At 58.4% G+C, this 22,481-nt stretch carries 18 protein-coding genes; 7 read left to right on the top strand and 11 right to left on the bottom strand.

The features are described from left to right. The first annotated feature begins 126 nt into the window (after nucleotides 1-126). Both M9Q49_RS29670 and M9Q49_RS29665 read left to right on the top strand, forming a co-directional pair. On the top strand, nucleotides 127-2,592 hold the full coding sequence (locus M9Q49_RS29670) for a DNA gyrase subunit B (protein ID WP_315861211.1): 2,466 nt from the start codon (nucleotides 127-129) through the stop codon (nucleotides 2,590-2,592). A gap of 95 nt (nucleotides 2,593-2,687) precedes the next feature. Beyond that, complete coding sequence (locus M9Q49_RS29665; RefSeq protein WP_254512924.1) at nucleotides 2,688-3,059, top strand: hypothetical protein; 372 nt, start codon at nucleotides 2,688-2,690, stop codon at nucleotides 3,057-3,059. Nucleotides 3,060-3,074: 15 nt separating this feature from the next. On the opposite strand, the gene M9Q49_RS29660 is transcribed toward M9Q49_RS29665, so the two are convergent. Both M9Q49_RS29660 and M9Q49_RS29655 read right to left on the bottom strand, forming a co-directional pair. Beyond that, nucleotides 3,075-4,031: an SMP-30/gluconolactonase/LRE family protein gene (locus M9Q49_RS29660; protein WP_254512923.1), complete on the bottom strand. Its 957-nt coding sequence runs from the start codon at nucleotides 4,029-4,031 to the stop codon at nucleotides 3,075-3,077. Nucleotides 4,032-4,101: 70 nt separating this feature from the next. Next, on the bottom strand, nucleotides 4,102-4,953 hold the full coding sequence (locus M9Q49_RS29655; protein ID WP_254512922.1) for an SGNH/GDSL hydrolase family protein: 852 nt from the start codon (nucleotides 4,951-4,953) through the stop codon (nucleotides 4,102-4,104). Nucleotides 4,954-5,066: 113 nt separating this feature from the next. Here M9Q49_RS29655 and M9Q49_RS29650 point away from each other — a divergent pair, with 113 nt between their 5' ends. Then, the gene (locus M9Q49_RS29650; protein WP_254512921.1) at nucleotides 5,067-7,142 is read left to right on the top strand and encodes a hypothetical protein; all 2,076 of its coding nucleotides are present in this window, start codon (nucleotides 5,067-5,069) and stop codon (nucleotides 7,140-7,142) included. A 253-nt stretch (nucleotides 7,143-7,395) separates the two neighbouring features. Further along, nucleotides 7,396-8,520: a leucine-rich repeat domain-containing protein gene (locus tag M9Q49_RS29645; RefSeq protein ID WP_254512920.1), complete on the top strand. Its 1,125-nt coding sequence runs from the start codon at nucleotides 7,396-7,398 to the stop codon at nucleotides 8,518-8,520. A gap of 122 nt (nucleotides 8,521-8,642) precedes the next feature. Here the strand turns inward: M9Q49_RS29645 and M9Q49_RS29640 are convergent, their stop codons facing one another. The 8 genes from M9Q49_RS29640 to M9Q49_RS29605 form a co-directional block, all read right to left on the bottom strand. Continuing rightward, a complete protein-coding gene (locus M9Q49_RS29640) occupies nucleotides 8,643-9,053 on the bottom strand; it encodes a hypothetical protein (protein ID WP_254512919.1) in 411 nt (136 codons plus the stop codon). A gap of 219 nt (nucleotides 9,054-9,272) precedes the next feature. Continuing rightward, entirely contained in the window at nucleotides 9,273-12,293 is a 3,021-nt protein-coding gene (locus M9Q49_RS29635; protein WP_254512918.1) for an ATPase, T2SS/T4P/T4SS family, read from the bottom strand. Nucleotides 12,294-12,348: 55 nt separating this feature from the next. After that, on the bottom strand, nucleotides 12,349-12,951 hold the full coding sequence (locus tag M9Q49_RS29630) for a helix-turn-helix domain-containing protein (RefSeq protein ID WP_254512917.1): 603 nt from the start codon (nucleotides 12,949-12,951) through the stop codon (nucleotides 12,349-12,351). Between the two features lie 89 nt (nucleotides 12,952-13,040). Further along, nucleotides 13,041-15,107 (bottom strand): transglutaminase domain-containing protein, encoded by a 2,067-nt coding sequence (locus M9Q49_RS29625; protein WP_254512916.1) that lies wholly within the window; start codon nucleotides 15,105-15,107, stop codon nucleotides 13,041-13,043. A 466-nt stretch (nucleotides 15,108-15,573) separates the two neighbouring features. Further along, nucleotides 15,574-15,954: a DUF2750 domain-containing protein gene (locus tag M9Q49_RS29620; RefSeq protein ID WP_254512915.1), complete on the bottom strand. Its 381-nt coding sequence runs from the start codon at nucleotides 15,952-15,954 to the stop codon at nucleotides 15,574-15,576. An 8-nt stretch (nucleotides 15,955-15,962) separates the two neighbouring features. Beyond that, entirely contained in the window at nucleotides 15,963-16,403 is a 441-nt protein-coding gene (locus M9Q49_RS29615) for a hypothetical protein (protein WP_254512914.1), read from the bottom strand. Nucleotides 16,404-16,610: 207 nt separating this feature from the next. Further along, the gene (locus tag M9Q49_RS29610; protein WP_254512913.1) at nucleotides 16,611-17,381 is read right to left on the bottom strand and encodes a transposase; all 771 of its coding nucleotides are present in this window, start codon (nucleotides 17,379-17,381) and stop codon (nucleotides 16,611-16,613) included. Between the two features lie 256 nt (nucleotides 17,382-17,637). Further along, on the bottom strand, nucleotides 17,638-18,978 hold the full coding sequence (locus M9Q49_RS29605; RefSeq protein ID WP_254512912.1) for a Gfo/Idh/MocA family protein: 1,341 nt from the start codon (nucleotides 18,976-18,978) through the stop codon (nucleotides 17,638-17,640). A 171-nt stretch (nucleotides 18,979-19,149) separates the two neighbouring features. Between M9Q49_RS29605 and M9Q49_RS29600 the strand changes: the two genes are divergently transcribed. The 3 genes from M9Q49_RS29600 to M9Q49_RS29590 all read left to right on the top strand — a co-directional run bounded on the left by M9Q49_RS29600 (nucleotide 19,150) and on the right by M9Q49_RS29590 (nucleotide 21,518). Continuing rightward, nucleotides 19,150-20,028 (top strand): M48 family metallopeptidase, encoded by an 879-nt coding sequence (locus M9Q49_RS29600; protein WP_254512911.1) that lies wholly within the window; start codon nucleotides 19,150-19,152, stop codon nucleotides 20,026-20,028. Nucleotides 20,029-20,081: 53 nt separating this feature from the next. Beyond that, a complete protein-coding gene (locus M9Q49_RS29595; protein WP_254512910.1) occupies nucleotides 20,082-20,636 on the top strand; it encodes a Uma2 family endonuclease in 555 nt (184 codons plus the stop codon). A gap of 63 nt (nucleotides 20,637-20,699) precedes the next feature. Continuing rightward, on the top strand, nucleotides 20,700-21,518 hold the full coding sequence (locus M9Q49_RS29590) for a hypothetical protein (protein ID WP_254512909.1): 819 nt from the start codon (nucleotides 20,700-20,702) through the stop codon (nucleotides 21,516-21,518). Between the two features lie 90 nt (nucleotides 21,519-21,608). Here the strand turns inward: M9Q49_RS29590 and M9Q49_RS29585 are convergent, their stop codons facing one another. Then, nucleotides 21,609-22,391 (bottom strand): SDR family NAD(P)-dependent oxidoreductase, encoded by a 783-nt coding sequence (locus tag M9Q49_RS29585; RefSeq protein ID WP_254512908.1) that lies wholly within the window; start codon nucleotides 22,389-22,391, stop codon nucleotides 21,609-21,611. Nucleotides 22,392-22,481 lie beyond the last annotated feature (90 nt).

Genomic DNA, 22,481 nt, shown 5'->3' with positions numbered 1-22,481 from the left:
GTTGTGATGCGTGAACGACTCACACGAACCTAGGAGTTCGTGCTACGTCGCTCGCCGAATTCGCTGGCTAATGCCGCGGATTATGAGTCGAAGAACAAAGTCCGCTAAAGAGAGATAGTGACCGCAATGGCCGATGAAACGAATCCGAATCCCAATAGCGAAGATTACAACTCAGAGTCGATCTCGCACTTGTCCGATGTCGATCACGTTCGGCTGCGGCCGGGTATGTATGTCGGCAATATCGATGAGCAGGGGCTGCATCACCTGGTGTATGAGCTCGTCGACAACGCCATCGATGAAGTGATGGCTGGCCATGCGAAGCACGTGCTGGTCACGATTCGCAACGATGGTTCGTGCAGTGTCGAGGATGACGGCCGCGGCATTCCAGTGGATAAGCACGAAGAGGAATCGGCCAAGCAAGGACGCGATGTCAGTGCGCTCGAAGTGGTGATGACGAACCTCAAAGCTGGCGGCAAGTTCGATAAGAAGAGCTACAAAACCTCGGGCGGTTTGCACGGCATTGGCATCAAAGCCGTGAACTTCCTCTCGCAGTGGTGCGAGGTGCAGGTTTTCCGCAACGGCCATCTGTATCAGCAGGAGTTCGAGCGCGGTATTCCACAAGGAGCGGCCCGCGAAGTCGGCGCCACGAGCAAGCGCGGGACGCGAGTCAGCTTCAAGCCGGACGGCACGATCTTTACGACGACGAAGTTCCAGTTCGACAAGCTACAAAAGCGTTTGCGCGATCTCGCATTCCTCAACAGTGGCGTGCACATCAAATTTCACGATGAGCGGAATGGCCAGACCGAGGAGTTTCACTACGAGCGCGGTATTGTCGAATATGTCGAGTATCTCAATCGCTCGACCGAAGCAATTCACAACGACGTGGTGTACGTGAATGGTGAGAGCGAAGGGATTCAGTACGAAATCGCGCTGCAATATGCGAATGAATACACCGAAAACTTGCACGCGTATGTGAACAACATTCACACGCCCGACGGTGGTACGCATGTGGTTGGTTTCCGAACTGCTCTCACGCGCACGCTGAATACCTATGGCAAGAAGGAGAATATGTTCAGCGATGTGGCGGTGAGTGGCGAAGATTTTCGCGAAGGGTTGACCGTGGTCATCGCGGTCCGCGTGCCGCATCCGCAGTTTCAATCCCAGACGAAGAACCGCCTCCTCAATGCCGAAGTCGAAGGGATCATCAATGCTTCGTTCGGCGAGTATTTCGCCAAGTTCTTGGAGCTGAATCCCAAGGTTGCCAAGACCATCATCAAGAAGGCGCTGCTGGCCGCCGAAGCCCGTGCAGCTGCCCTGAAAGCCAAGAAGTTGATCCGCGATCGCAAGGGAGTGCTCAGTGGCGGCGGTTTGCCGGGCAAGTTGCGCGATTGCCTCAGCAAGAAAATGGAAGAGTGCGAGTTGTACCTGGTCGAAGGTGACTCGGCCGGCGGTTCGGCCGAGGGTGGCCGATTGCGGGACTTCCAAGCCATCTTGCCGCTGCGGGGTAAGATCATCAACGCTTACAAGTCGCGCGAGGACAAAGTGCTCGCCAACGAAGAAGTGCAGAGCATGATCTCGGCGATTGGCGGCGGCTTCGGCGAGGATCAAGATCTCTCGAAGCTGCGATACAACAAGGTCATCATCATGACCGATGCCGACGTCGACGGCTCGCACATTCGCACGCTGCTCCTCTGCTTCTTCTACCGGCAGATGTATTCGCTAATCACCGGCGGCCACGTCTATGTCGCCCAGCCACCGCTGTTCCGCGTGAAGAGCAAGAAGGATACCTACTACGTTCAGACCGAAGAGAAGATGAAGTCGCAGTTGCTCGAAAAGGGCCTCGCCGATTGCGAGCTCGACCTGCGCGACGGCCAGGTGATTCGCGGGGCCGAAATGACGAAGCTCTGCAACATACTCGCCGATATGGAAGATGCGATCATCGCTCTCGAGCGTCGCGGCATCAGCCTGCGAGCCCACGCGCTGCGGCAGGATGCCGATGGCAAGCTGCCGTACTACCACGTCTTTCTCGATGGCAAGGAGCAGTGGTTCGTCACCGGCGCTCAAGTCGATCAATTCAAATCGGAGCACGAAAAAACAGCGGGCCACGAAGTGAAGGTCGATGAATCTTCTTTAGCCGAAACACCCAACACGAGTGCCCACGGCATGCACATTGTCGAGCTGCATGAAATCCGCACGATCAACGCCGGCCTGGGTGAATTGAAGCGGACTTTCAACTTCGACATCAACATTCTCATCCCGCAAGAGCGAACCGGCAGCGATGAAGCGCGCTACGCTCTCCGCCGCGGCGAAAACGAATCCGGCCTGCAGGACCTGCGATCGCTGGTCGGCGCCGTTCGCGATCTGGGTCAAAAGGGCCTGAACGTCACGCGGTTTAAAGGTCTGGGCGAAATGAACGCGGAAGAACTCCGCGAAACCACGCTCGATCCCAACAACCGCACCTTGCTGCAAGTCAGCATGCGCGACGCCGGTTCCGCCGATGAAATGTTCCGCACGCTGATGGGCGAAAAGGTCGAACCACGCCGCGAGTTTATCGAACGGCACGCGCTCGAGGTGAAGAATCTGGATGTGTAGGAGCCGGGCGTATGTCTTAACTCCCTCGCCCCGGTACTCCGGGGAGAGGGTTGGGGTGAGGGGCTGATTCGCGAGAACTCAGCGGGTGATGTGCAATGACCAAAGCACCCAGAAGACATGGCGGGCCGAAAAAGACTCGACCCTACGCGATCGATGGTCGGGATTATTCTGTTTCCATTTCAGCCACAGCAATTGACTTCGACGGCAACGTGCCGCTGTGTGTTTCTTTCCGAGCTGAATTCGGCAATCGGTCCGTCTGCCAGGTGCGTGGCTTGACGAATCGATCGTTCTGGCACGATTATCCGGAGAACACGCCGCGCATCTCCCTCACGCCAAAAATCGTCTGCCAGTTGATTCGCTACGCACACGTGCAAGGCTGGGATCCGGTCGGATCAAAGTCGAACATGGAACTTTCGGCCGACCAGGAATTACTTCACACTCTCGAAGATTCCACTCCGGCTGAATGATGAAATAAGGAATAACTACTTCCCTGGAGTATTCACTTTGATGCTCCACAGCGACCCACCCGCGGTGACAAACAACGTCTTACCATCATCACCGCCGAAGGCGACGTTGGTGGTTTCGTCACGCGGGATCGGCGCGAAGTCGAGCAGCTTGCCGTCCGGTGAAAAGACGTAGACGCCCGCTGTTGGTTTGTCTTGAATTTCGGCAGGCGGGTTGGGTTTGTTGAGGCCGGCGGCGACGAACAGCCGGTCCTTGGCGTCGAGTTTCATGCCGTCCGGGCCGCGAGTCTTGCCCCAGTCGTGCACGAGTTTTTGCGATTTCAGATCGACGCCGCCGTCGGCCTGCAGATCGAATCGCCACAGCTTGCGAGCGCCGCCGACTTCGTCGTTGTTGTTGTCGGCGACAAACAGGGTTTTTTCATCGGCGGTGATCGTCAGGCCATTCGGGCGGTTCACTTCGCGGCCGATCACGCGCGTCACCTTGCCGTCTGGATCGATGCGGTACACACCCTCGACCTTCTTGCCGGCGGCATCGGTCATTTCCATTTTGCTCCGATCGCCGTAGCAAGGATCGGAGAAATAAATGCGCCCCTTCGAATCGACGGTCAGATCGTTCGGTTGATTGTAGCGCTGGCCGTTGTATTTGTCGGTCAGCACGCTCATCTTCTGCGATCCATCGATCAGACAGACCCGACGGCGCTCGGCATCGCAAAAAACAAGACTACCGTCCTTCTTAAACAGCAAGCCGTTCGACCCCGCATCTTGCAGATGGACTGACACCTTGCCATCGCGATCGCGCCGATAAATATGATTGTCGCCACTCGTCAGCAAACCGAGTTCTTTGTGCCAGACCGGCCCTTCGCCGGCGCCTTTCTCTTGCAAGAGTTCGGGCTTCGAGGCAAAGATAGGTTCCTCTTCAGCGCTCGCCATCGACCAGGCAGCAAAGAGACACAGCAGGGCAATAGTGGTTCGCATGGCAGCTCATCCGGAGAAGGGGAGAATCGCCTCATGCTAGTTGCCCAGAGATAGCGCCAGCAACCAGACTCTAGGGAACAGCGGGTTCGATGAGCTGCCAGACCATTTCCGCCATGCGCTGATGTCCGGCCTGTGAGAGATGAATGGAGTCTAGCGTCGAGCCGTTACCGGCGAGAATCGAGAGGAAGCCCCGTTTAGGAATGAGCGCGACATGGTGGCGCTTCGCGGCAGCGCGTTGGACTCGGCCATACTCGTGATAAAACGGCGGCAGGGGCAGTTCGAACATGATGATCTGACAATCACGCTTGCTGAGTTCTGCGAGTAGGGCATTCAGATCGTGATCGAACTGGGCAGAAGTTGTGGAACCGAGCAAATCGTTGCCGCCGATTTCGACGATGACCAGCGGCGCGGTCGGCGGGGTTTTTTGAATACGCTTAAGGGCTGACGCAGCCGTTTCGCCGACGTGCGAAATGTCTTGCACCTCGAGCTGATGTTCGCGGGCGATGATCTTTGGCCAGGTTTCAGTCTGATCATCACCAACGCCCGCCGTGACGGAATCGCCGAGGATGGTGAGCGCTCGATTCGCCGTCGGCTTGATGGTCGGCAGCGCGTGGTACGGCACTTCGACGGCAGCAGCGATTAGCCAAGCCGCGATCATCGCGTGCGGCGCCCAATGCAGCCAATGTTGTTGATAGTGAATCGAGAACCACGGTAACGTGGCAACGATCGCGATGGCATAAAACCAATATGGAATCGCCGTTGAGGAAAGTGTTACCGCGAGCAGGCCCAAGAACATCGCCAGCCAGGTAAGTCTGCGCCATAGGTTGCCGGCGCGCTGCCGCAGGAATGCAGCTGCAACTAACAGCGCGATGCCGGAGAAAAAGCACTGTCCACTGGCGATGTGGTAGACCAGCGGGTTCATGCGTAAAGCCTCGGGTGATGAACTATGCCGCTAGATGTGCGAGTATGGTGAGACTTCATTTTATCTTTCGATGCTTGGGCGAATCCATGTTTTCCAACACATCTTGCAGAACGGTGCACTGGCCTGTCCTGCTGGGCCTCTTCTTCTGCGCAGTGGCCAGCGCAGCCGATATCGATCTTTCCGAGTATAAGAGCGCGGGCGAAATCAAAGTTACAGCAAGCGGAACAACCCTCCGCGCCGAGTGGCCGATCACGAAAGAGGAAACGGCGTTCCTCGTGCTGGAACAAAATGCCGATCAGCCCCTGATCAAGGAACTCGGCATCAATGGCAAGGCGATTCTCAATGGCGTCGATCCTGTGCTGCATCTCACGGTTGGTTCGCGCGACTTATCGAAACAGGGTTGGAATGCGTTCTTCGACAATCCGCCGCGGCGGCCGCATGAAACGTTCACCGCGAAGTTGCAGCGCAAGAAATTCGTGGTCAGAAGCATTGGCGATCGCCTGCTGATTTCGATCAGCGATCTCTCGGCGGGAAAGTTCACCGGCGAGTTGCAGTTCAAGCTCTTCGCCGATTGCCGACTGTTGCAAGCAACTGCGCTGCTGAAGACCGACGAGGATGCGTGCGCGATTTTGTATGACGCGGGACTGAGCAGCGACAAGCCGAGTTGGAAGAACTTTGCCTGGCTCAACACGAACGATGAATTTCAGCGGCAAACGGTGGGCAGCAATCGCAACGCCGCGCCGCTTGCCGTTCGGCATCGCACGATCATTGCCGAGGGCGACAACGGTTCGCTCGCCCTGTTTCCTCCGCCGCATCAATTTCTTTATCCGCTCGACTTCTCCGACAATTTTCAGCTCGCCTGGCAAGGCCGAGGTTATCGACAGTCGGGCGAGGCAGCTGGCTTCGGAGTGCGACAGCCGCCCGATGGCGATGGTCGGTTTGTGCCCTGGATGAATGCGCCACCCGGTTCGCAGCAACGGCTGAGCGTGTTTTATTTGCTGAGTCCCGGCAAAGCGGAATCGGCTCTCGACGAAGTGAAGATGTTCACGCACGGCGACCGCTTTCCCGATCTGCCCGGCTACAAAAAGTTCACGAGTCATTATCACGTCGAGCATACGCTGCATTATCTCGCGCAGCAGCGGAAGCAAGGAACGACCGGCATTCCCAAGGGTCTCGAAGAGCCCGGCTTTGTTCGCACGTTCAAGGCCCGCGGCGTCGACATCGTCCACCTCGCCGAGTTCCACGTCGGTCACTCGCCCGATTTCATCGCCCAGCGCCTGCCGCAACTCGCGCTGATGCACGAGGAATGTCGCCGCCTGTCGAATGACAAACTCCTGCTGCTGCCGGGCGAGGAACCGAACGTTCATCTCGGTGGCCATTGGATCAGCCTGTTTCCCAAGCCCGTCTACTGGCTGCTGCATCCCAAGGAAAGCGATCCGTTTGTTCGCGAGATCGACGGCCTCGGTAAGGTCTATGCGGTGCACAACGCCGCTGAAGTGCAGAAGTTGATGGAAGCCGAAGGTGGGCTGATGTGGGCAGCTCATCCGCGGACGAAGTCGTCGTTCGGCTTTCCCGACAAATACAAAAACGAGCCGTTCTATCAGTCAGATCGTTTTCTCGGCGCCGCGTGGAAGGCGCTGCCTGCCGATCTCTCGTTGCCGCGGCTCGGCACGCGTGCGCTCGACCTCGGCAGCGACATGGCCAACTGGGGGCAGCAGAAATATCTCCTTGGCGAGGTCGATGTGTTCCAGATCCAACCCGACCACGAGTTGTACGGCCACATGAACGTGAACTACCTGCAGCTCGAGCAACTGCCGAAGTTCGACGATGGCTGGCAGCCGGTTGTCGATGCTCTCCGCGGCGGCAAGTTCTTCGTTACGACCGGCGAGGTGCTGCCAATCGGGTTTCATGTCAACGAGAAGCGGAGCGGCGAAACGCTCGCTCGCCAGCCTGGTGACAAGTACCTCGTCCACTTCAGCGCCCACACGACGTTTCCTTTTGATTGCGCGGAGATTGTCTGGGGTGACGGCGAAAGAACACACCGCATCCGGAAAGAGATCTTCGCCAGACCATTCTTCGACGTGGCCGTCGCCGTCGAACTCGAACTTCCCGGCGTGAAGTGGATCCGCGTCGAAGGTTGGGACACCGCCACCAACGGCGCGTTCACTCAACCGGTGTGGGTGAAGTAATCGCTTCCGTGTAATCCAGCCGCAATGGTTGTGAGCTTGATCAACGATGAATGTGGCAACGACACCATCTTCGAAACCGCGTCGCCGTTGGTGGCCTCGTTTCACATTGCGCACGGGCTTGATCCTGATGGCAGTGCTCGGAGTGGCTTTTGGATGTGCCGGCAATTTCTGGCGCAAGTTGCATTTGAAGCGCCGCGCGGTGGCATTGGTGCAAGGAGCGGGGGGCAGCGTTCACTACGACTACGAATTTTCGATGCTCACGAACTTTCGTCCGCCGCACGAATTCCGCTCTGAAACAATTCTGCCGCTGCCCGATGGCACCGAACGCACGTTTACGTCGCGCTCAAGGACGGTCGTTGAGCAGTCTCGTCCGCCGGGTCCCAAATGGTTGCGCGACTGCTTGGGTAAGAATGCATTTGCCGAGGTTGTCGGGGTTCATTTCTCCTTTCTCGACGGTCCGCCAGGTGAGCTGGATCCGCAGGTCTTGAATGCCTTTCCGCATTTGGAAATTGCGATGCTGAAGGAATCGCAAATCAACGACGCCTGGATAGCGCAGTGTGCGAAATCCAACACGCTGCGGGAGTTGGTGTTGCTTGCCGAAATCCCTGCAGAACTCAGCCCGGCTGGCGTGGCATCGCTGCAAAGGGCAAAGCAGCTGCAACTGCTGATGATTTACGGCAACGGCATTCCTAACGAAGCGCTGATGGAAGTCAGCAAACTGCGACAGCTGCAAGCCTTGATTCTGAACAACAACGATCAACTCGATTCGAAGATTCTCGCGCCCGTGAGCGAATTGTCCGGCTTGCAGCTTCTGTGGTTGAACTTCAACGAGCGATTGGATGATGAAGGAACTCAGCGCTTATCGCGTCTGAAAAACCTCAGGTCTTTGTCGCTCCGTTGTCCGCAGATTGGCGATGGTGCCCTCGAAGCCATTGCCGAACTTGAGCACTTGGAGTTGTTGGACCTGGAAGGGACGCGAATCACGACCGAAGGCGTGAAACGGATCGGCTGGCTGCGAAACTTGCGAGAGTTGCGCCTCTCGCAAACGGCAATCGGAAACGAGGCACTGCAAAGTCTAGGATCGCTTTTCCAGCTGAAGTTTCTTCATTTGGATGGCACCCAAGTAACTGAGGAGTGCTTGGCGACGATTGCTGGTTTCACTGAACTGGAGCTTCTTTCGATCGGCTTCGCGACGCCGCCAGCGGCGGAAAATCTGCAGCACCTGCGGTCACTAGAAAAGCTGCAAGCCGTGATGCTGCGCGTCCCGGATCTTACTCCGCAAGCAGCCAAGGAATTGAGCGACGCGCTGCCGCAAGTGAGGCTACGACTATTCGATGCCGATCGCCTCATTCTTGATCGGAAGGCGCTGGAGAAGTAAGTCGCTGTGACGCTGCAAGAATACGGTGCTCAATCCCCGCCCGTGCTGAACGCTTCCCCTAAGTCGGTTCCAGACTCAGCGCCCAGCACGGGCCTCTTCTCCCCGCTCACTGCATCGTGGTATTAGCTTGCTTTCGCGCTGGGCAAATACGACGACAGCCTGGATTGCGTCCAGTAACGATTCCGTCCGCTGCCGCCGCTCACTTCCAGGTACTCCACGTTTTTCACGGCCCGCCGTTGGTCGCCTTGTTCCACATACTTATAGAGACCGAACGATTTCACACATGCCACGCCGTTGCTCTGCCAGCGGATCAGAATTTGATCGTCGTAAGGGCTCAAGGCATTGCCAGGCTGATGCTGTACCTGCAGTGATGTCGCATCGGCCAAGCCATCGACGATGATGTAGTTGCCATCCTGCTGCACTTCAACGCTGGGCTCGGCCGCGCACTGTTGCTGCGGCAGCGCAGGATGGCTAGCTGTCAGTAAGCGGCCAATGGCAGCGCGACGAAACCAGCCGGCAAAGAAAGTCGACATAGCTGGACTCCCGGATCCGCCCGTAAGAAAAAGGTGAGGCGATTCGCCTTCTACCTTGCTAAGCGACGGCTGGGAGCGGTTGTTACAACGTTGCTGTCTTTGCAGACTCCACCGAGCTTGCTCGGTGGTGAAACGATTCTGCACCAGGAGCAGTTCGCTAACATCGCCCTACGAATCGCCGTTCAATCATTCGCTCGACCGAGCAAGCTCGGTGGCGACCTAATCCCCGCACAGCACAGCAAAAACCGCCGGCGCTTGAGCGGGATCGGCCGCGGCGGCGGCTTCGAGCCAAGGAGCAAGTAGCTGCGGCCAATTTGCGTCCGCAGGCTGTGCGGGATTGCGTCGAATGCGAATCACGATGGCCATTCCCGCAACAGTCGGAATGAAGATGACTCGCAAATCGAAATCATGCTCTCCCACGGTGACCTTGATCTGACCACACTTCAGCCGCTCGCTCCGGTCCTTGATCTTGGCCAGCGTGCAGATGCGATCGGCGATGGCCGAACACATTTGCTGCGGCAGGTAGTCTCGGCAGCGGAGTGTTCCATCGAATAGATAATGCACGGCCAGGCCGGTTCCGTCAGGCTGCAGAGTGATATGCGAAACATTCAGCTGCGCTGCCTCTTGGATCACCAGTTGAATCGTGCGCACCACTTTCGAGCTGTTTTCATCGAGCGTCCCAGTCAACGTGGTGTTATCCGATTCATCGAAGTCATATGCTGGGGAGCAAAATTCCACCAGCGTACTGCCCGGCTCGTTGTCGCCATCCTGCGGGAATACTCGCTTAAACTCTTCCTCAAAGTCTTGAATCGGATTGCTCTCCACTTCAATCTCACGATTCAAAATGAATCGCAGTATTTCGATCGCGTCGCGATCGCTTGGATTGGCCATCCGCACGACAAGTTTGCCGTCCTTTTCTGTGACGGGGAGAAGCTGGTGTTCGCGAGCGAGCGACCTCGGGAAGTTTTCGATAAGGCTCTCTAGGGTAGGAACAGTGTTTGCGGACGTTTCACAGAAGCCCAACTCCGTATCTGTAAACTCCTGCAACTTCGAATCGACGGAATCAGCATCGTCATCGTGCCTAAAGCATTGATCTTCGGAGCTGCCGGGCGACGCACTTTTGGCTGCGTCGTCCTGCATGCCGTCCGTGTGCTGAGTCAGATCGACGGGTTCTGTGCGTTGGAAGAAGCCGAGGAATCCACTGCTCTTCTTGCGCCCGCGGGTCTTGCCCGCAGCTGGCTGAGCACCAGTTGGTGCACGCATCATCATGGCCCGGGCCGGTGCCGGCGCCGCACAGGCCACCGGCATCGCCCAACCCTCGGGCTGTTCCACTGGCTGAATGATTTGCTCTAGCACGCCCCCTTTGTTCACGACCTCCGCGCGATCAACAGCGACGTAGGCTGTGAAGCGCGAGAGGATGTGACTCTCGAGCGAAGTGGCGACGATTTGCGTTTGGAGTTTTTGATCGCTGCTCTTGGCATATTGATCTTCGAGCTCGCGCACTCGGCCGCGGCCCCAGAGCGGGAGGAGCATCGGCGAATTGGTGCGCTCGGCAGTAATTTCCTGTCGCCAGGTTCCGCCGCTCGCATCGTGCGCGGTGATGCGCAGGCGGAGCGCCTTCGGATCGGCACCGCAACGGCCAAGAATCGTGAGAGGCCGATCGGCGAAGACATGGTGGTTGTTCGCCGGCGTGATGGTGCTTTCGACGAGGTCACCATCGAGCGATTCGATCGTCACGTTGGTGAGAACCGGCGGCGCGATTTGCGTATGCACGCGCTCCAGCACTTCGTCGAGTCGTTGTTCTGATTCGATCAGTTCAAACGCACCGCCGCCGAGATTGGCGAGCCGTGTGAGGAGACTCGCATTCACGCTGCGGTCGATCCCGAGCGTAAAGATCCGCGGCATGCGCGGCAGACGAAGAGCTTCGATGGTCCGCAGCACCGAATCTTCGCCGGCCACCTGGCCATCGGTGATAAGCACGACCACCGCATCGCGCCCCTCCGGCATGCCGAATGTCGCAAATGGTTGCAGCGCGGCGCGCAGAGCACCGCCCAACTCGGTGCCGCCGCCGGACTCGATTTTGGCGATCCACTCGGCCGCTTGCCAGCGCTGACGGTCGTCGGCGATTTGAAAACTAGCGCCCTTCGCGTGCGGCGTGGTGATGGTGTCGTCGAACGCGAGGACGCGAAAGCGATCATCGCCGCGGAGCGTATCGATCATCCGCGCCAGAGCCCGCCGCGCCGCGACAATCTTCCAGCCTTCCATGCTGCCACTGCGATCGAGCACAAACACGACATCACGCGGCAACTGCTTGGCAGCACAATCGGCCGGCGGAAAGATGGTGACAGCGAACGTACCAGGTTGTTTGTTTTTACCAGTCGCGAATTCTGCGCTCCCTTGCGCAGCCAATGGCAGCACCGGAAAACGAAGGATGAAATCTCGATTCAATCGCTCGCCGGGGTGAAGCTTGATTTTCACCGGCGTGGTTTCATTCACGAACACGCTGTGCAAACTCGAGCGAATGGCGTTCCGCCAATTTGGGTCGTGCGCGGCAGCGCCCGGATCGAGTTCGACTTCAATCGACAGATTCACCGGATTCGGAAGTCCGGCGAGCAACACCGGCGGCGTGACGCGCGACGCATCGGGGACTTCATCGGTGTCGTTCGCGGTTCCCGCGCCGACCGACGGACCATCGAGAGCCTGGCCAGGAACGTAACGCGGCGCAACGACCAGCGGCAGACGCAGCGTTCCCTCGCCGTGATCGACCGTGATATTGCCGACGAGCGTGAGTTCGACAGAGACTTCTTCATTGTGCGGAATGTTGCCGACGCGGAGCGTGAAGGTCTCGCTCCGCTCCTCTTCGGCGATCGACGCGCGATGGCCGGCAGCAATTGCTTTGTCGTAGGTGGCGCGAGCTTGGCCGCGCTCTTGCAGCTCGGCTTCGATGGTGCGGCCGCCGACGTGCATGGTGCACGCGGTCACGGCAAAGCGGCCCGGCAGTGGGAAAATGTAAGTCGCTTCGACGAACTCGCGCTGCGGATTGGCGAAGACTTGCGCGACCATCGTCTGCACGTTCACGCCGCTCACGCGCGAACGAATCGCGAGTCGCCGCAACGGCAAGTTGCGGCCATTCGCAGTCAGGGCGCCGATGCCGCCGGCTTCGAGAGGGTTGCTCTGGAAGTTCATCGACTCTTCACGAAGTTCAGGGAGTTGGCGAGGAGCGCTGGCAGTCATGGTCATAGGGAGTCTCCGAAGAAAAGATAGAAGCGGAGTCGGGGATGCGCTAACCGTGCGATTAAGAAGTAATGCCGAGTCGTTTCAGCTCCTGTGCGAGTTGTTCGAGCGCGGGACGAAGGGCCGCCGCGTTGTCGGCTGTCAATTGATTCGCCGCGCCGCCCGCGAGTTCGAGCGAGACGCCCGGCGCGAGTGGCAAACGCATCACTGTCTGTGCTTCGCTGACCACCGGCAACTCGGATGCAGGAGCCACAGCCGCCGCCCAAAAGTTCGCGCGGTCGGCGATAGGTGCCGCTGCAGTCCGTGGCGCGATGGTTTTTGCCAGCAACGGCCGATCCCAAAAGTTGTGGGGCAGGCCGGCGATGTCAGTCAGCTTGCGAGTCGTTACGCCGGCCAACTTCTGTTGCACTTGTTCCAGCGACATCCCAGTCGCTTGCAACTGCTTGATCGCGACGAGCTGCAACACATGCCGTCTGCCGTAATAAGCAGTCCGGCCGCGCATCTCCGTGGCGCGATCGAGCAAGCCGATCGTTGTGTAATAGCGAATCGTGCGGGCGTCGGGCACCGCTCGCACCCGGCCCGACAAATCGGCTTCGGGCAAAGTCGCCGCCAAGGCCTGTTCGGCAATGGCTTGCAGTTCTTCGATTCGCCACAAATCGCTCATAATTGAATATTACACTGTCATATGACAGTGTCAATAGAGGAATGTGCCGGTTGTATCGCAATCATTACCGATACTGATTCGCTGAGATTTCAGCGGCTGACTTTGATCCAGCTCGTCGGCCCGCGCACGCCGTGCACATTCACCGCGCGAACTTGCAGCCGATTCTCGCCGTCGTGCAACGGCCAAGTGAAGTTGACTTTGTCGACAACACGCTCAGGCTGATCGTCGATCTGCGTGACGAACTTCGCAAAGCTCGGCATGTTATGCGTGCACTTCACGTCGAGCTCGCCGGCCTTCGCGGCGTGTTGCAACTCGAGATGCGTTTGATTGATGGGCCAGTTCCACGCGTGAGGACTGGCGACAAAATTCTTATAGAGCACCGAGCCGGGATACAGTTCGTCGGTCCACACACGATGCCCGGTCCAGAACCAACCGCGCATGCCTTGATTGACCGGCAACGGTAATTTGCCATCGAGAAAGCGCGTGTGCGGAATCATCCGCAACTCGGCAAACGCCGGCCACTCTTGCAGCCCCTTCCATTCGTAGGGACTCGGCGCGAGTACGACCACATCGACAGGCCGCGGCGCATTGGCCGAAGCCACTTTATCGACCAGCACGGCGAGTTGCCGTTCGCGCAGTTCGAGCAAATTCAGCGGCGTGCGCGTTTCCTTATCGACGAAGTACCACGCGGCCTGGCCGTCGACGTAGATCCATTTGTTGTGCTCGTTCGACCAGATCTCGACGACCTCATGGCCGCTCCGAATCTTCACGCCGTGATCACCCGCGCCGATCGACACGCAGCGCCCCGGCATCCCCACGCTCTCGCAGGCTTGCAGAAAGACGATGTTGAACTGCTGACAAAACCCGCCGACCGGCGTGCCGTCGTCGTGCTTCTTCAGAATGTCGTGCGCGTCCCATTGCGGATAAATCTTGCCGAGATGCCCCTTGGTCCAAAGCTGCGAAGTCCAAATCGCCAGCTTCTCCATTCGCTGCAGATCGGTCGTGCAACCTTTGATCACGTCATCGAGTGAGTGCTGTTTGCGGAACTCGGCGAGGCGCGGGTGAGCGAGATCTTCGAAAGCAAATTCTGCATCGCCGGGGATCGGTGGATTGTGCTGCGCGGTGATCTTGGTGCGAACGTCGCTCGCCGTCACTTCGACATCCGCAATGAACGTCAAGCCGGTGATCTTCGTGGGCGTGCCCGGAAGAACCTGGAGAAAAGAGAGTTCCAAATCGTGCGAACGCTCTGTCTGTTCGCGCGTCAGTGCGGTTCGGCGGTCGACTTGAAATAGCTCGGTGTTCCGATACTCATCGTCGCGGCGTTCGAACAGCGACATCGACAGGCTGTTCCCTTCGACGTCAAAAGGGAGGCTATACATTTTGAATTTCTGCGGCGCGATTCCCTCTCCGCGAAGATTGATCGCCGTGGGAATGTTCAGCCGCAGAACATGATGCTCCAACTGCGAGTGATAGCCGTCGAGATACAAACGAACATAGTATTCCCCTTCGATGTCATTGTTCGGGCCGAGCTTCAGCGACTTCTCGCCAGCAGGATCACGTTTGTAGCTCCGCTGCTCGGTCTGCTGCCGTGGCACGCGTTCATCGAGATCGTCGCGCCGCGCGATCCAGAGTTTGCCGCCACCACTCAAGGCAATTTCGTTCGCACCCCGCCGCAGCAATTTGCTGGGGATCTCGTAACGCTTCCAATAATTGCCAGCCTTGGTCGGCTCCGGCAACTCGACCGCCTCGTCATTGATGACGACTTTCAAATCGTTCCCCGTGTGACCCACCAGCAGCCAGGCCTTGTGCTCAAACGGCTGTCGCAAATAGCGGATCATCAAGCGCTTGACGGCCACGGTCTCGTTGCTCAATAGCTCTTCGTTCGGCTTGTACGAAAAACCCGCGGCCGCGCCGTCGTCCTCGATCAACAAACCGGGCAGCGGTACGATCGCTTTGCCGTCGTCGCTGAGGCGCACATTGCGACTCGCCGAACGGGCGAGAATCTCCGCCGCCGTCAGCGTCAGTTCTTGTTTCGCTTCCTGAGCCGCTGCCGTTGCGCAAAGGACGGAAAGGAGGCAGCCAATCAAAGTCGCCTTTCGCTCCCGCGAAAGGACGCGTCTTCCTCGCGCGAAGGTTGGCAAGTTGGTTGAACCCATGATGCTGACTCCGTTTTCTGTCGGACGGACCAATGCCCTACGACCAACTGTCGACTGGACTCCGAAAATACGCCCTGCGGTCCCTCGCGCCAACCAAAATCGGCCACTGCCCAGCTGCTCGATCTGCACCGATCAGGGCCAGTAACCGCCGATGGAATATAACAGGTTATTAGAATTTCGATTTGACCATAAGTCATTTAATGACAAGTGATTGCGTAAAAAACACATCGCTGGGCTACAACCTTTTATAACACCTCTATAACCCTCGATCACCAGCCTGCCGCACCGCCACGGGAGGCGAACAGCCGACCGCCGCGCTCTTCGCTCACCATTTTCGACCCGCCGAGGTCCGCGCGCACCCCGACCGGCCTCTGTTGGATTCCTCCAGCAGTAGATAAGTGCACAAGAGTTCATTATACGCACGGCTAGTGACCAGACAAGTCTGTCGGGATTTTCCGAGTGCGCCTTAGGGCAACTTTTCCAGATCGGCGGCGAGTTGCTCGGGCGAAACGATCACGCCCTGATCGTTGGCCAGTGGAAAGACGGCCACCAAGCGGCCCTCGGTTTCCAACCCCGGCGTCCACGCGGCCAACCAGCGATCGAGATCAATCTTGAACGCCACCGTCTCATCCCAAGCCGAGTCGGCACACGCCTCCGCAAACCGCCGATGCGGCCAAACCGGCACCAACTCGCGACCGTTCTCGTCGGAGTACATCACAAAGTCCTCGGCATTGCGCAGCGTCCACAACTCTTCGCTCTCGGTCACGTAGCGGAGGAAATAGGCATAGCGCTCGGCTGGCGGTAGAGCCTGAACGGCGGCGAATTGCTCTTCGGTGATGTCGGTCATGATGGCATTCAGTTCGTACGGAAAGCAGCCCGCACATGAGGTCGGCGCAGGACGATGATACCCCAGATGCCCGGAATCATGCCGAGAAAATAACAGGGAGTGAGAATGGGAACGCAGGCCAGGCAGCAGGTGGCGAAGGCCCACACATACGAGCCCTTGCGAACCATGCTGAATGCGCCCGAGAGCAACACGAACTGGTAGAGGATGGTGGTCGCGATGCCCAACATCGGCAGCCACACGCCATCGAACGCACCAGGTTGAGCTTCGGCCGAGGCGATCGCGGTTGTGATGTAGAAGAACGCGAGGCCATTCAGCCCGAGAAAAATCCACAGGACCGAAAACACGATAAGTGTGATCGCCACCGGCAACAACTCATCACGTTGGCGCAGTTTGGCGACCTCGGCGTCGACGATTTCGGCTGGGGAAGCATAGGGATTGGGGGCTGACATGGGTCTATTTTAGTTCGGGGAAATGCGCGTAGCTGTCGCCTGCGAGAAAGATGGCAAGCAACGTCGTCGCGAGCAAAAACGTCCGCAGGCTGAGTCTGATTTTGCGCCTCTTAGGCCCCCACCGAGCTTCTGCAACAGAATACACAACCGCCGCGCCCGCCCCCACCGACCTCGTGTCGGTGGAGCGAATGATTGCGTTGAGCAAATCTACTCGATAGCCCCACAATCGTATTCGCCAAACGTCCCCACCCAATATCCAAAATCAAACAACGCCGTCTTCGTCGCGTACGCGAGGTTATTCATATACGAAAGCACAATCTCTTCCGGCGACTCGTGCAGATTGCAGCCGACGGCCAGGTGAATGTGATCGGGCAAGATTCCCGCTCGTGACAACCGATGCTCTTTCTTCTCGGCTGCTTTGATGAGCGTCGTTTGAATCGTGGATAGCGTCGTCTCTTGCACGTGACGCTCGCGATCGCGCATCACAAACACGCAGTGCAAGTTGTACCAGTACCTGGCATGCGCCGTTTCTTGCGGGGCCGCCAGATCGATCGCCGGGGAATGAATCTGATATTTCTCGAAGCGCGCTGCCACGCGCGGATCAGCCAAGGGATGGTGCCTCAGCTGCGAAGCGACGTAGGCTTCTACCTTCTCGCGCTTGGTCGAACCGACACTTCGCAGCGCATAGTTCCGCCTGAATGTTCGTGGCCCGAGGCGGAGAAGATGTTGCAGTCGTCCTTTGACGCGCTGCGCAATCAGCAGCGGCGTGACTGCGGGGAGCGAGCTGATAAGAAACTGGCTGGTATGTGGCGGCTCGAAATGATGTTTCAGGAGGTGCAGGCCGTCGGGCTCAACGGCCGATTTCAACGTTTCAAGCCACTCGAAATCAGTTGGCGTCTCGTGCCAGAAGATGGAGTATGACCACTGCAACTGATACGCGGCCGTGACGTGCGGCGGCGTATAAGTTGGCGAGGTCATCGTTTTGCTCCGATAAACTGTTTTGCCCCCCACCGAGCTTGCTCGGTGGAGCACAGTGATTCTGCACCAGTCCGACGGGCCGAAATGATCCGCCCCCACCGACCTTGTGTCGGTGGAGCGAATGTTTGTGGCAACGTTAATCATTTGCTCCACCGAGCGAGCTCGGTGGGGGCAGGCGAAGTTCTTGGTGATCGTGCTAGTGCAAAATCAGTTCACCACCGAGCAAGCTCGGTGGGGTCTAAGCGATAAAAGTTCCTTACCCCGGCAGCACTTCCCAGCCTTTGCGGTATTCGCGCTTCAGGTACTGATTGGCATCGGGTTTGTTGCTGAACTGAATCTTCTCGGCGTTCCACTCGAGTGTTTCGCCGGGGAAACGGCAGGCGACGCCGCCGAGGAGGACCGATTCGGTGAGCAAGCCGCTGTAGCTGAAGGGGGCGCTGGTTTCGCCTTTGCCACGGACGGCGTCGACGAATTGATGCCAGTGGTTTTGGCCGTCGAGCTTCGGACGATCGAAGGGGAGTTCCTTTTTGCCGTCGAGCTCGAGCAGGCGCGGCGCGCTGACGTGCGGCAACACCATGAGACCCTTCGTGCCGATGAAGACGCTACCCTGATCGGGAATCTTGCCGCCGACGAGATCGCTGATCGTTTGTGGCGGTTTGGCGTCGCCGTCGTACCACGTGACGGAAACCGTTTTCCCTTCGGAGAACTTGGTGCCGGGGAATGTGTATTGAACGACCGCGTCGTTGGCCCAGTTCGTGGCCGTCGGCACGGGGCCGGTACTCTTCACCGAGAGAGGCGCGGTGAGGGCGAGGGCTGCGAAGACCGGATCGTAGATGTGGCAACCCATGTCGCCGAACGTGCCGGTACCGAAGTCGAGCCGTTTGCGCCAGTTGCCGGGATGATAGTAACCGCCGCCGATGAACGGCCGATCGGCTGCGACGCCGAGCCACAGATCCCAATTCAAACTGGCCGGCGGCGTGTCCGTGCGCGTCGGCAGCGGCGAGCCGTCGCCCCACTTCTTATTGCTCCAAGTGTGCACTTCCTTCACCAGGCCGATCGCGCCGGCCTGCACGAGCGCGACGGCCATCCGATATTCATTGCTGCTGTGGACTTGAATGCCCATCTGCGTGACGAGCTTCTTTTCCTTGGCCTTTTCGGTCAGTTGGCGACATTCGCTCACGTTGTGGGCCAGTGGCTTTTGACCATACACGGCGAGGCCGAAGTTCATCGCACTGAGGCCCATCGGGGCGTGCATGTGATCGGGCGTCGAGACATTCACGCTGTCGAGATTCTTGCTTTCCTTGGCGAGCATCTCGCGCCAGTCTTGATAGATGCGGCAGTCGGGAGCAATGTTTTTGATCGCCGCCGTATGCGACGTGTCGACGTCGGCGACGCAGACGAGCTTCACATTCGGCGCCTTGGCGATCGCATTCAAATCGGCGCCGGCCATGCCCGACGCGCCGAAGCTCGCATGCCGTACGGTCTCGCTCGGCGGCGCCGAGCGGAGCGACTTCACATAAAAGGGAACAGCAAGCGCCGAAGCGGCGGCGGCTTGGAGGAACAAACGACGAGAGGGTTTGCGCGGCGAGTGAGTCATGGCGGGCTCCGAGGAAATGCAGAACGAAGAAGGCAGAATGCAAAAGTGGGGAGAGCTATTCCGTCTCGTACCATACCAGCTGCGCAAGCCAATTGGCATAATCAGTGAGGACAAACTTCTGTCTTACTTCTGCGTTCTGCCTTCTCACTTCTGCCTTTCCCCGAGGTCCCTATGTCCAGCGATTACGAGCAAAACTACGATCCTCGGCAGCGGCGTTCGATGCCGTTGGTGGCGCGGTTCGTGCCGATCTTGTTGGGACTTGCGGCGATCGGCTGGATGGCCATCAAGGGGTGTCAGCCCGCTCCCTTTGGTCGGCATCAGATCGTGGAACTGAGCCCGCAAGAAGAGCAGGCGCTCGGGCTGCAGGCGTTTAACGAAACGCTCAGTGAGGCGCGCGTCGTGAAAGGCGGGATGGAAGTCGCCGAAGTGAAGGATGTCGCCAAGCGGTTGATTGCCGCGACGAAGAATCCGCAATTCCTCGCAGCCATCGGCGTCACGCCGCCTGATATGAAATGGGCTGTCGAAGTCGTCGATAGCAAAGAAGTGAACGCGTTTTGCCTGCCGGGCGGCAAGATGGTGGTCTACACCGGCATCTTGCCCGTCGCCAAAAACGAAGCGGGCTTGGCCACTGTGCTGGGACATGAAATCTCGCACGCGCTCGGCCGTCATGGCGCGGAACGCATGGCACAAACGAAGATGGCCAATATCGCGCTGCAATCGGCGAATGGTTCGATTGCCGACATGAGTCCCGAACAACGTCAGAGCGTCTTGCAATTGCTCAATGCCGGCGCGAAGTACGGAATCATGAGCTACGGCCGCGGCCACGAATCCGAAGCCGATCACATGGGTCTGCTGTTGATGGCGGCAGCGGGTTTTGATCCGCAAGAGTCGATTCACTTCTGGGAACGAATGCAAGAAGCGACCGGCAACAGCCAGGGCCGGCCCGAGTTCATGTCGACCCATCCCAGCCACGGCACGCGGATCAACGACCTGAAGGGTTGGATGCCGGATGCAATGAAGATTTACGCAGCCAACCGGGGGAAGCCATAATCCTCAGGTCGCGCAGTATAATAATTAAGCTTGCTGCGCACTGGAGCACAAATATGAGCATCGCCGATCTTCCGAAATTGAAAGCCGCCGATCTACTGGCTCGGCAGGATGATGGTCACATCTACGAGTTGGTCAACGGCGAACTGGTGGAACTGAACATGAGCGGTGAAACCAGTTGGATCGCTGGGAAGGTTGCTGCCGCATTGCACTTGGTGATTCAACCGCAAGTCGGCTGGGTCCTTCCCGTCGATGCCGGCTTTCGCTGTTTTCCACGTGACCCAGAGCAAGTTCGCAAGCCTGATGTCGCATTCGTTCGTCGTTCACGGCTCTCTAGCTTACCCCTCGAAGGCTACATTCCCGTGTCGCCGGATCTGGCAGTAGAAGTCGTCTCGCCGAACGACCTCGCCTATGAAGTGGAAGCCAAGGTGGAGTTGTGGCTGTCGGCGGGTGTGCAAGAAGTTTGGGTGATCATGCCGCGCAGCCGAACGGTGACGATTCACAAGCCGAACCAAGTGCCGCGCGTCGTGCTGGCAGCACAAACCATCGAATCGCCTGAGCTGCCCGGCTTTTCTGCGCAAGTCGATAACTTTTTTCCGCCGACAGCGTAGGCTCGGTAGTGGGTAAGTTGGAGTTCCTGCTTACATCTCTAACGCCGGAACTCCCACGAAACCATGATCGAACCGCAAGATAAGCTCGAGCTGCAACTTTCCTTTGGTCCTCGTGCTCTGGCGATCATGGGAGGATCACTGGGGTGCGTCTTTCTCATTTGGTTGATCGTCGGCGTCGCGCCACATTACATGCCCACCGAGTGGACGAGTCCGCTGGGCGATACCTATTCCGCCGTTTCGGCGCTCTTTGGCGGCTTGGCGTTTGCCGGCGTGGTGGTGACGATCTTGCTGCAGAGTATGGAACTGCGGCTGCAACGCGAAGAACTTGCCGAGACGCGCGAAGAGCTGAAGCGCTCGGCGACCGCGCAGGAGCGCTCGGAGCAAATGTTGTTTCTCTCGGCGTACATGAATACTTGCAGCTCGCTGCTCGATGGCTACGGCCGGATGTTTCAGCAGTCGGAAGGGGGCATGCGGCGTGTTTGGTATCTGGCCCATTCCGACATGACCGCTTATGTCGACGCGCTGCGACATCAAGTAGCCGTGACGGGCTTTCCCGAGTTGGTTGCTGTTTCGCACGCGTCGGTCATTCGGGGCCGCGTGGCGCGGATTGCCAACTTTGTGGAATCGCAACTCGTGATGATTCGCCGGCTCGTTGCCGAAGAGCAAGCCGCGAAAATCAACGACGTGCTCGAAACCAGCCGACAACTCGTCACGGCGACTCGCTGCCTCGTCGATCCGCAACACTGCCACGATCAGGTGCTGCCCGCTGAACTCGATGCGCTGCTCGATCGACTCGAAAGTGAATTGAAATCGGCAAGCACGCTGGCGCAAGCCGATGCGGTGTTGTTGCTCTTGCGCCGCTGCGCCGGTGGTGACTCGTAGGACGGACCATTGGTCCGTCTAAGAAGCGGGTACCGAGCCAAACCGTTGTGAGTGCACCTATTGGACGGACCAATGGTCCGTCCTACAGGTTTACTTCGGCCGCACTTCTTTGGCTGCCATGTAGGCTGTGAAGGTCTTCGGCAGCACGCTGGAGAAGAAGGTCAGCAGCGTGTTTTTCCAACCATCGACGATCAGCACTCGGCCGCGATCGAGGGCACCGAGCGCAGTGGCGGCGACTTTGTCCGGCGTGCGATTGCCGACGCGAACGGCGGTGGTCGACTTCGAGCGCACGAAGAATTGCGTAGCTGTTGGGCCAGGGCAGAGCGTGACGACTTGCACGCCACGGCCGCGCAGTTCTTCGGCGAGAGCCAGCGAGAACGACAGCACGAAGGCCTTGGTCGCCGCATAGACCGACATGTAAGGGACCGGCTGAAACGCGACGATCGAGGCGACGTTGATAATCCCGCCTTGCTGACGAGCCAGCATATCTGGCAGCAGCGCGTGGCAGAGATCGACGACGGCGGCGGTGTTGAGCATGATCTCAGCGCGGTTTTCGGTGGGCGCGATCTGGTCGAAATGTCCGTAGGCCATGAAGCCCGCGTTGTTGACGAGCAAGTCGACCGTGAGTTGCTTCTCGACCAAGCGCTGATGCAGTCGCTCGGCCGCGGCTGGCTGACTTAAATCGGTCGGCAGCACGTCGACCTTTGTCGAATGCTGGCTGCGCAATTCGGTGGCGAGTTGTTCTAGCGCCTGTTCGTCGCGGGCGACGAGAATCAGCGACATGCCGCGGCGGGCGAGTTCGCGGGCAAAGGCTTGGCCGATGCCGGATGAGGCGCCGGTGACGAGGGCGGTTCTTCCTTGATAGGTAAACATGGGAGCAATGTAGCGGATTCGATCGTTTTGAGATGCTCCACTCTCAGATCAGCCCCTCACCCCAACCCTCTCCCCGGAGTACCGAGGAGA

The organism is Anatilimnocola floriformis (genome assembly GCF_024256385.1).
Taxonomy (GTDB): domain Bacteria; phylum Planctomycetota; class Planctomycetia; order Pirellulales; family Pirellulaceae; genus Anatilimnocola; species Anatilimnocola floriformis.
This window is presented reverse-complemented; position numbering and strand designations above follow the sequence as displayed.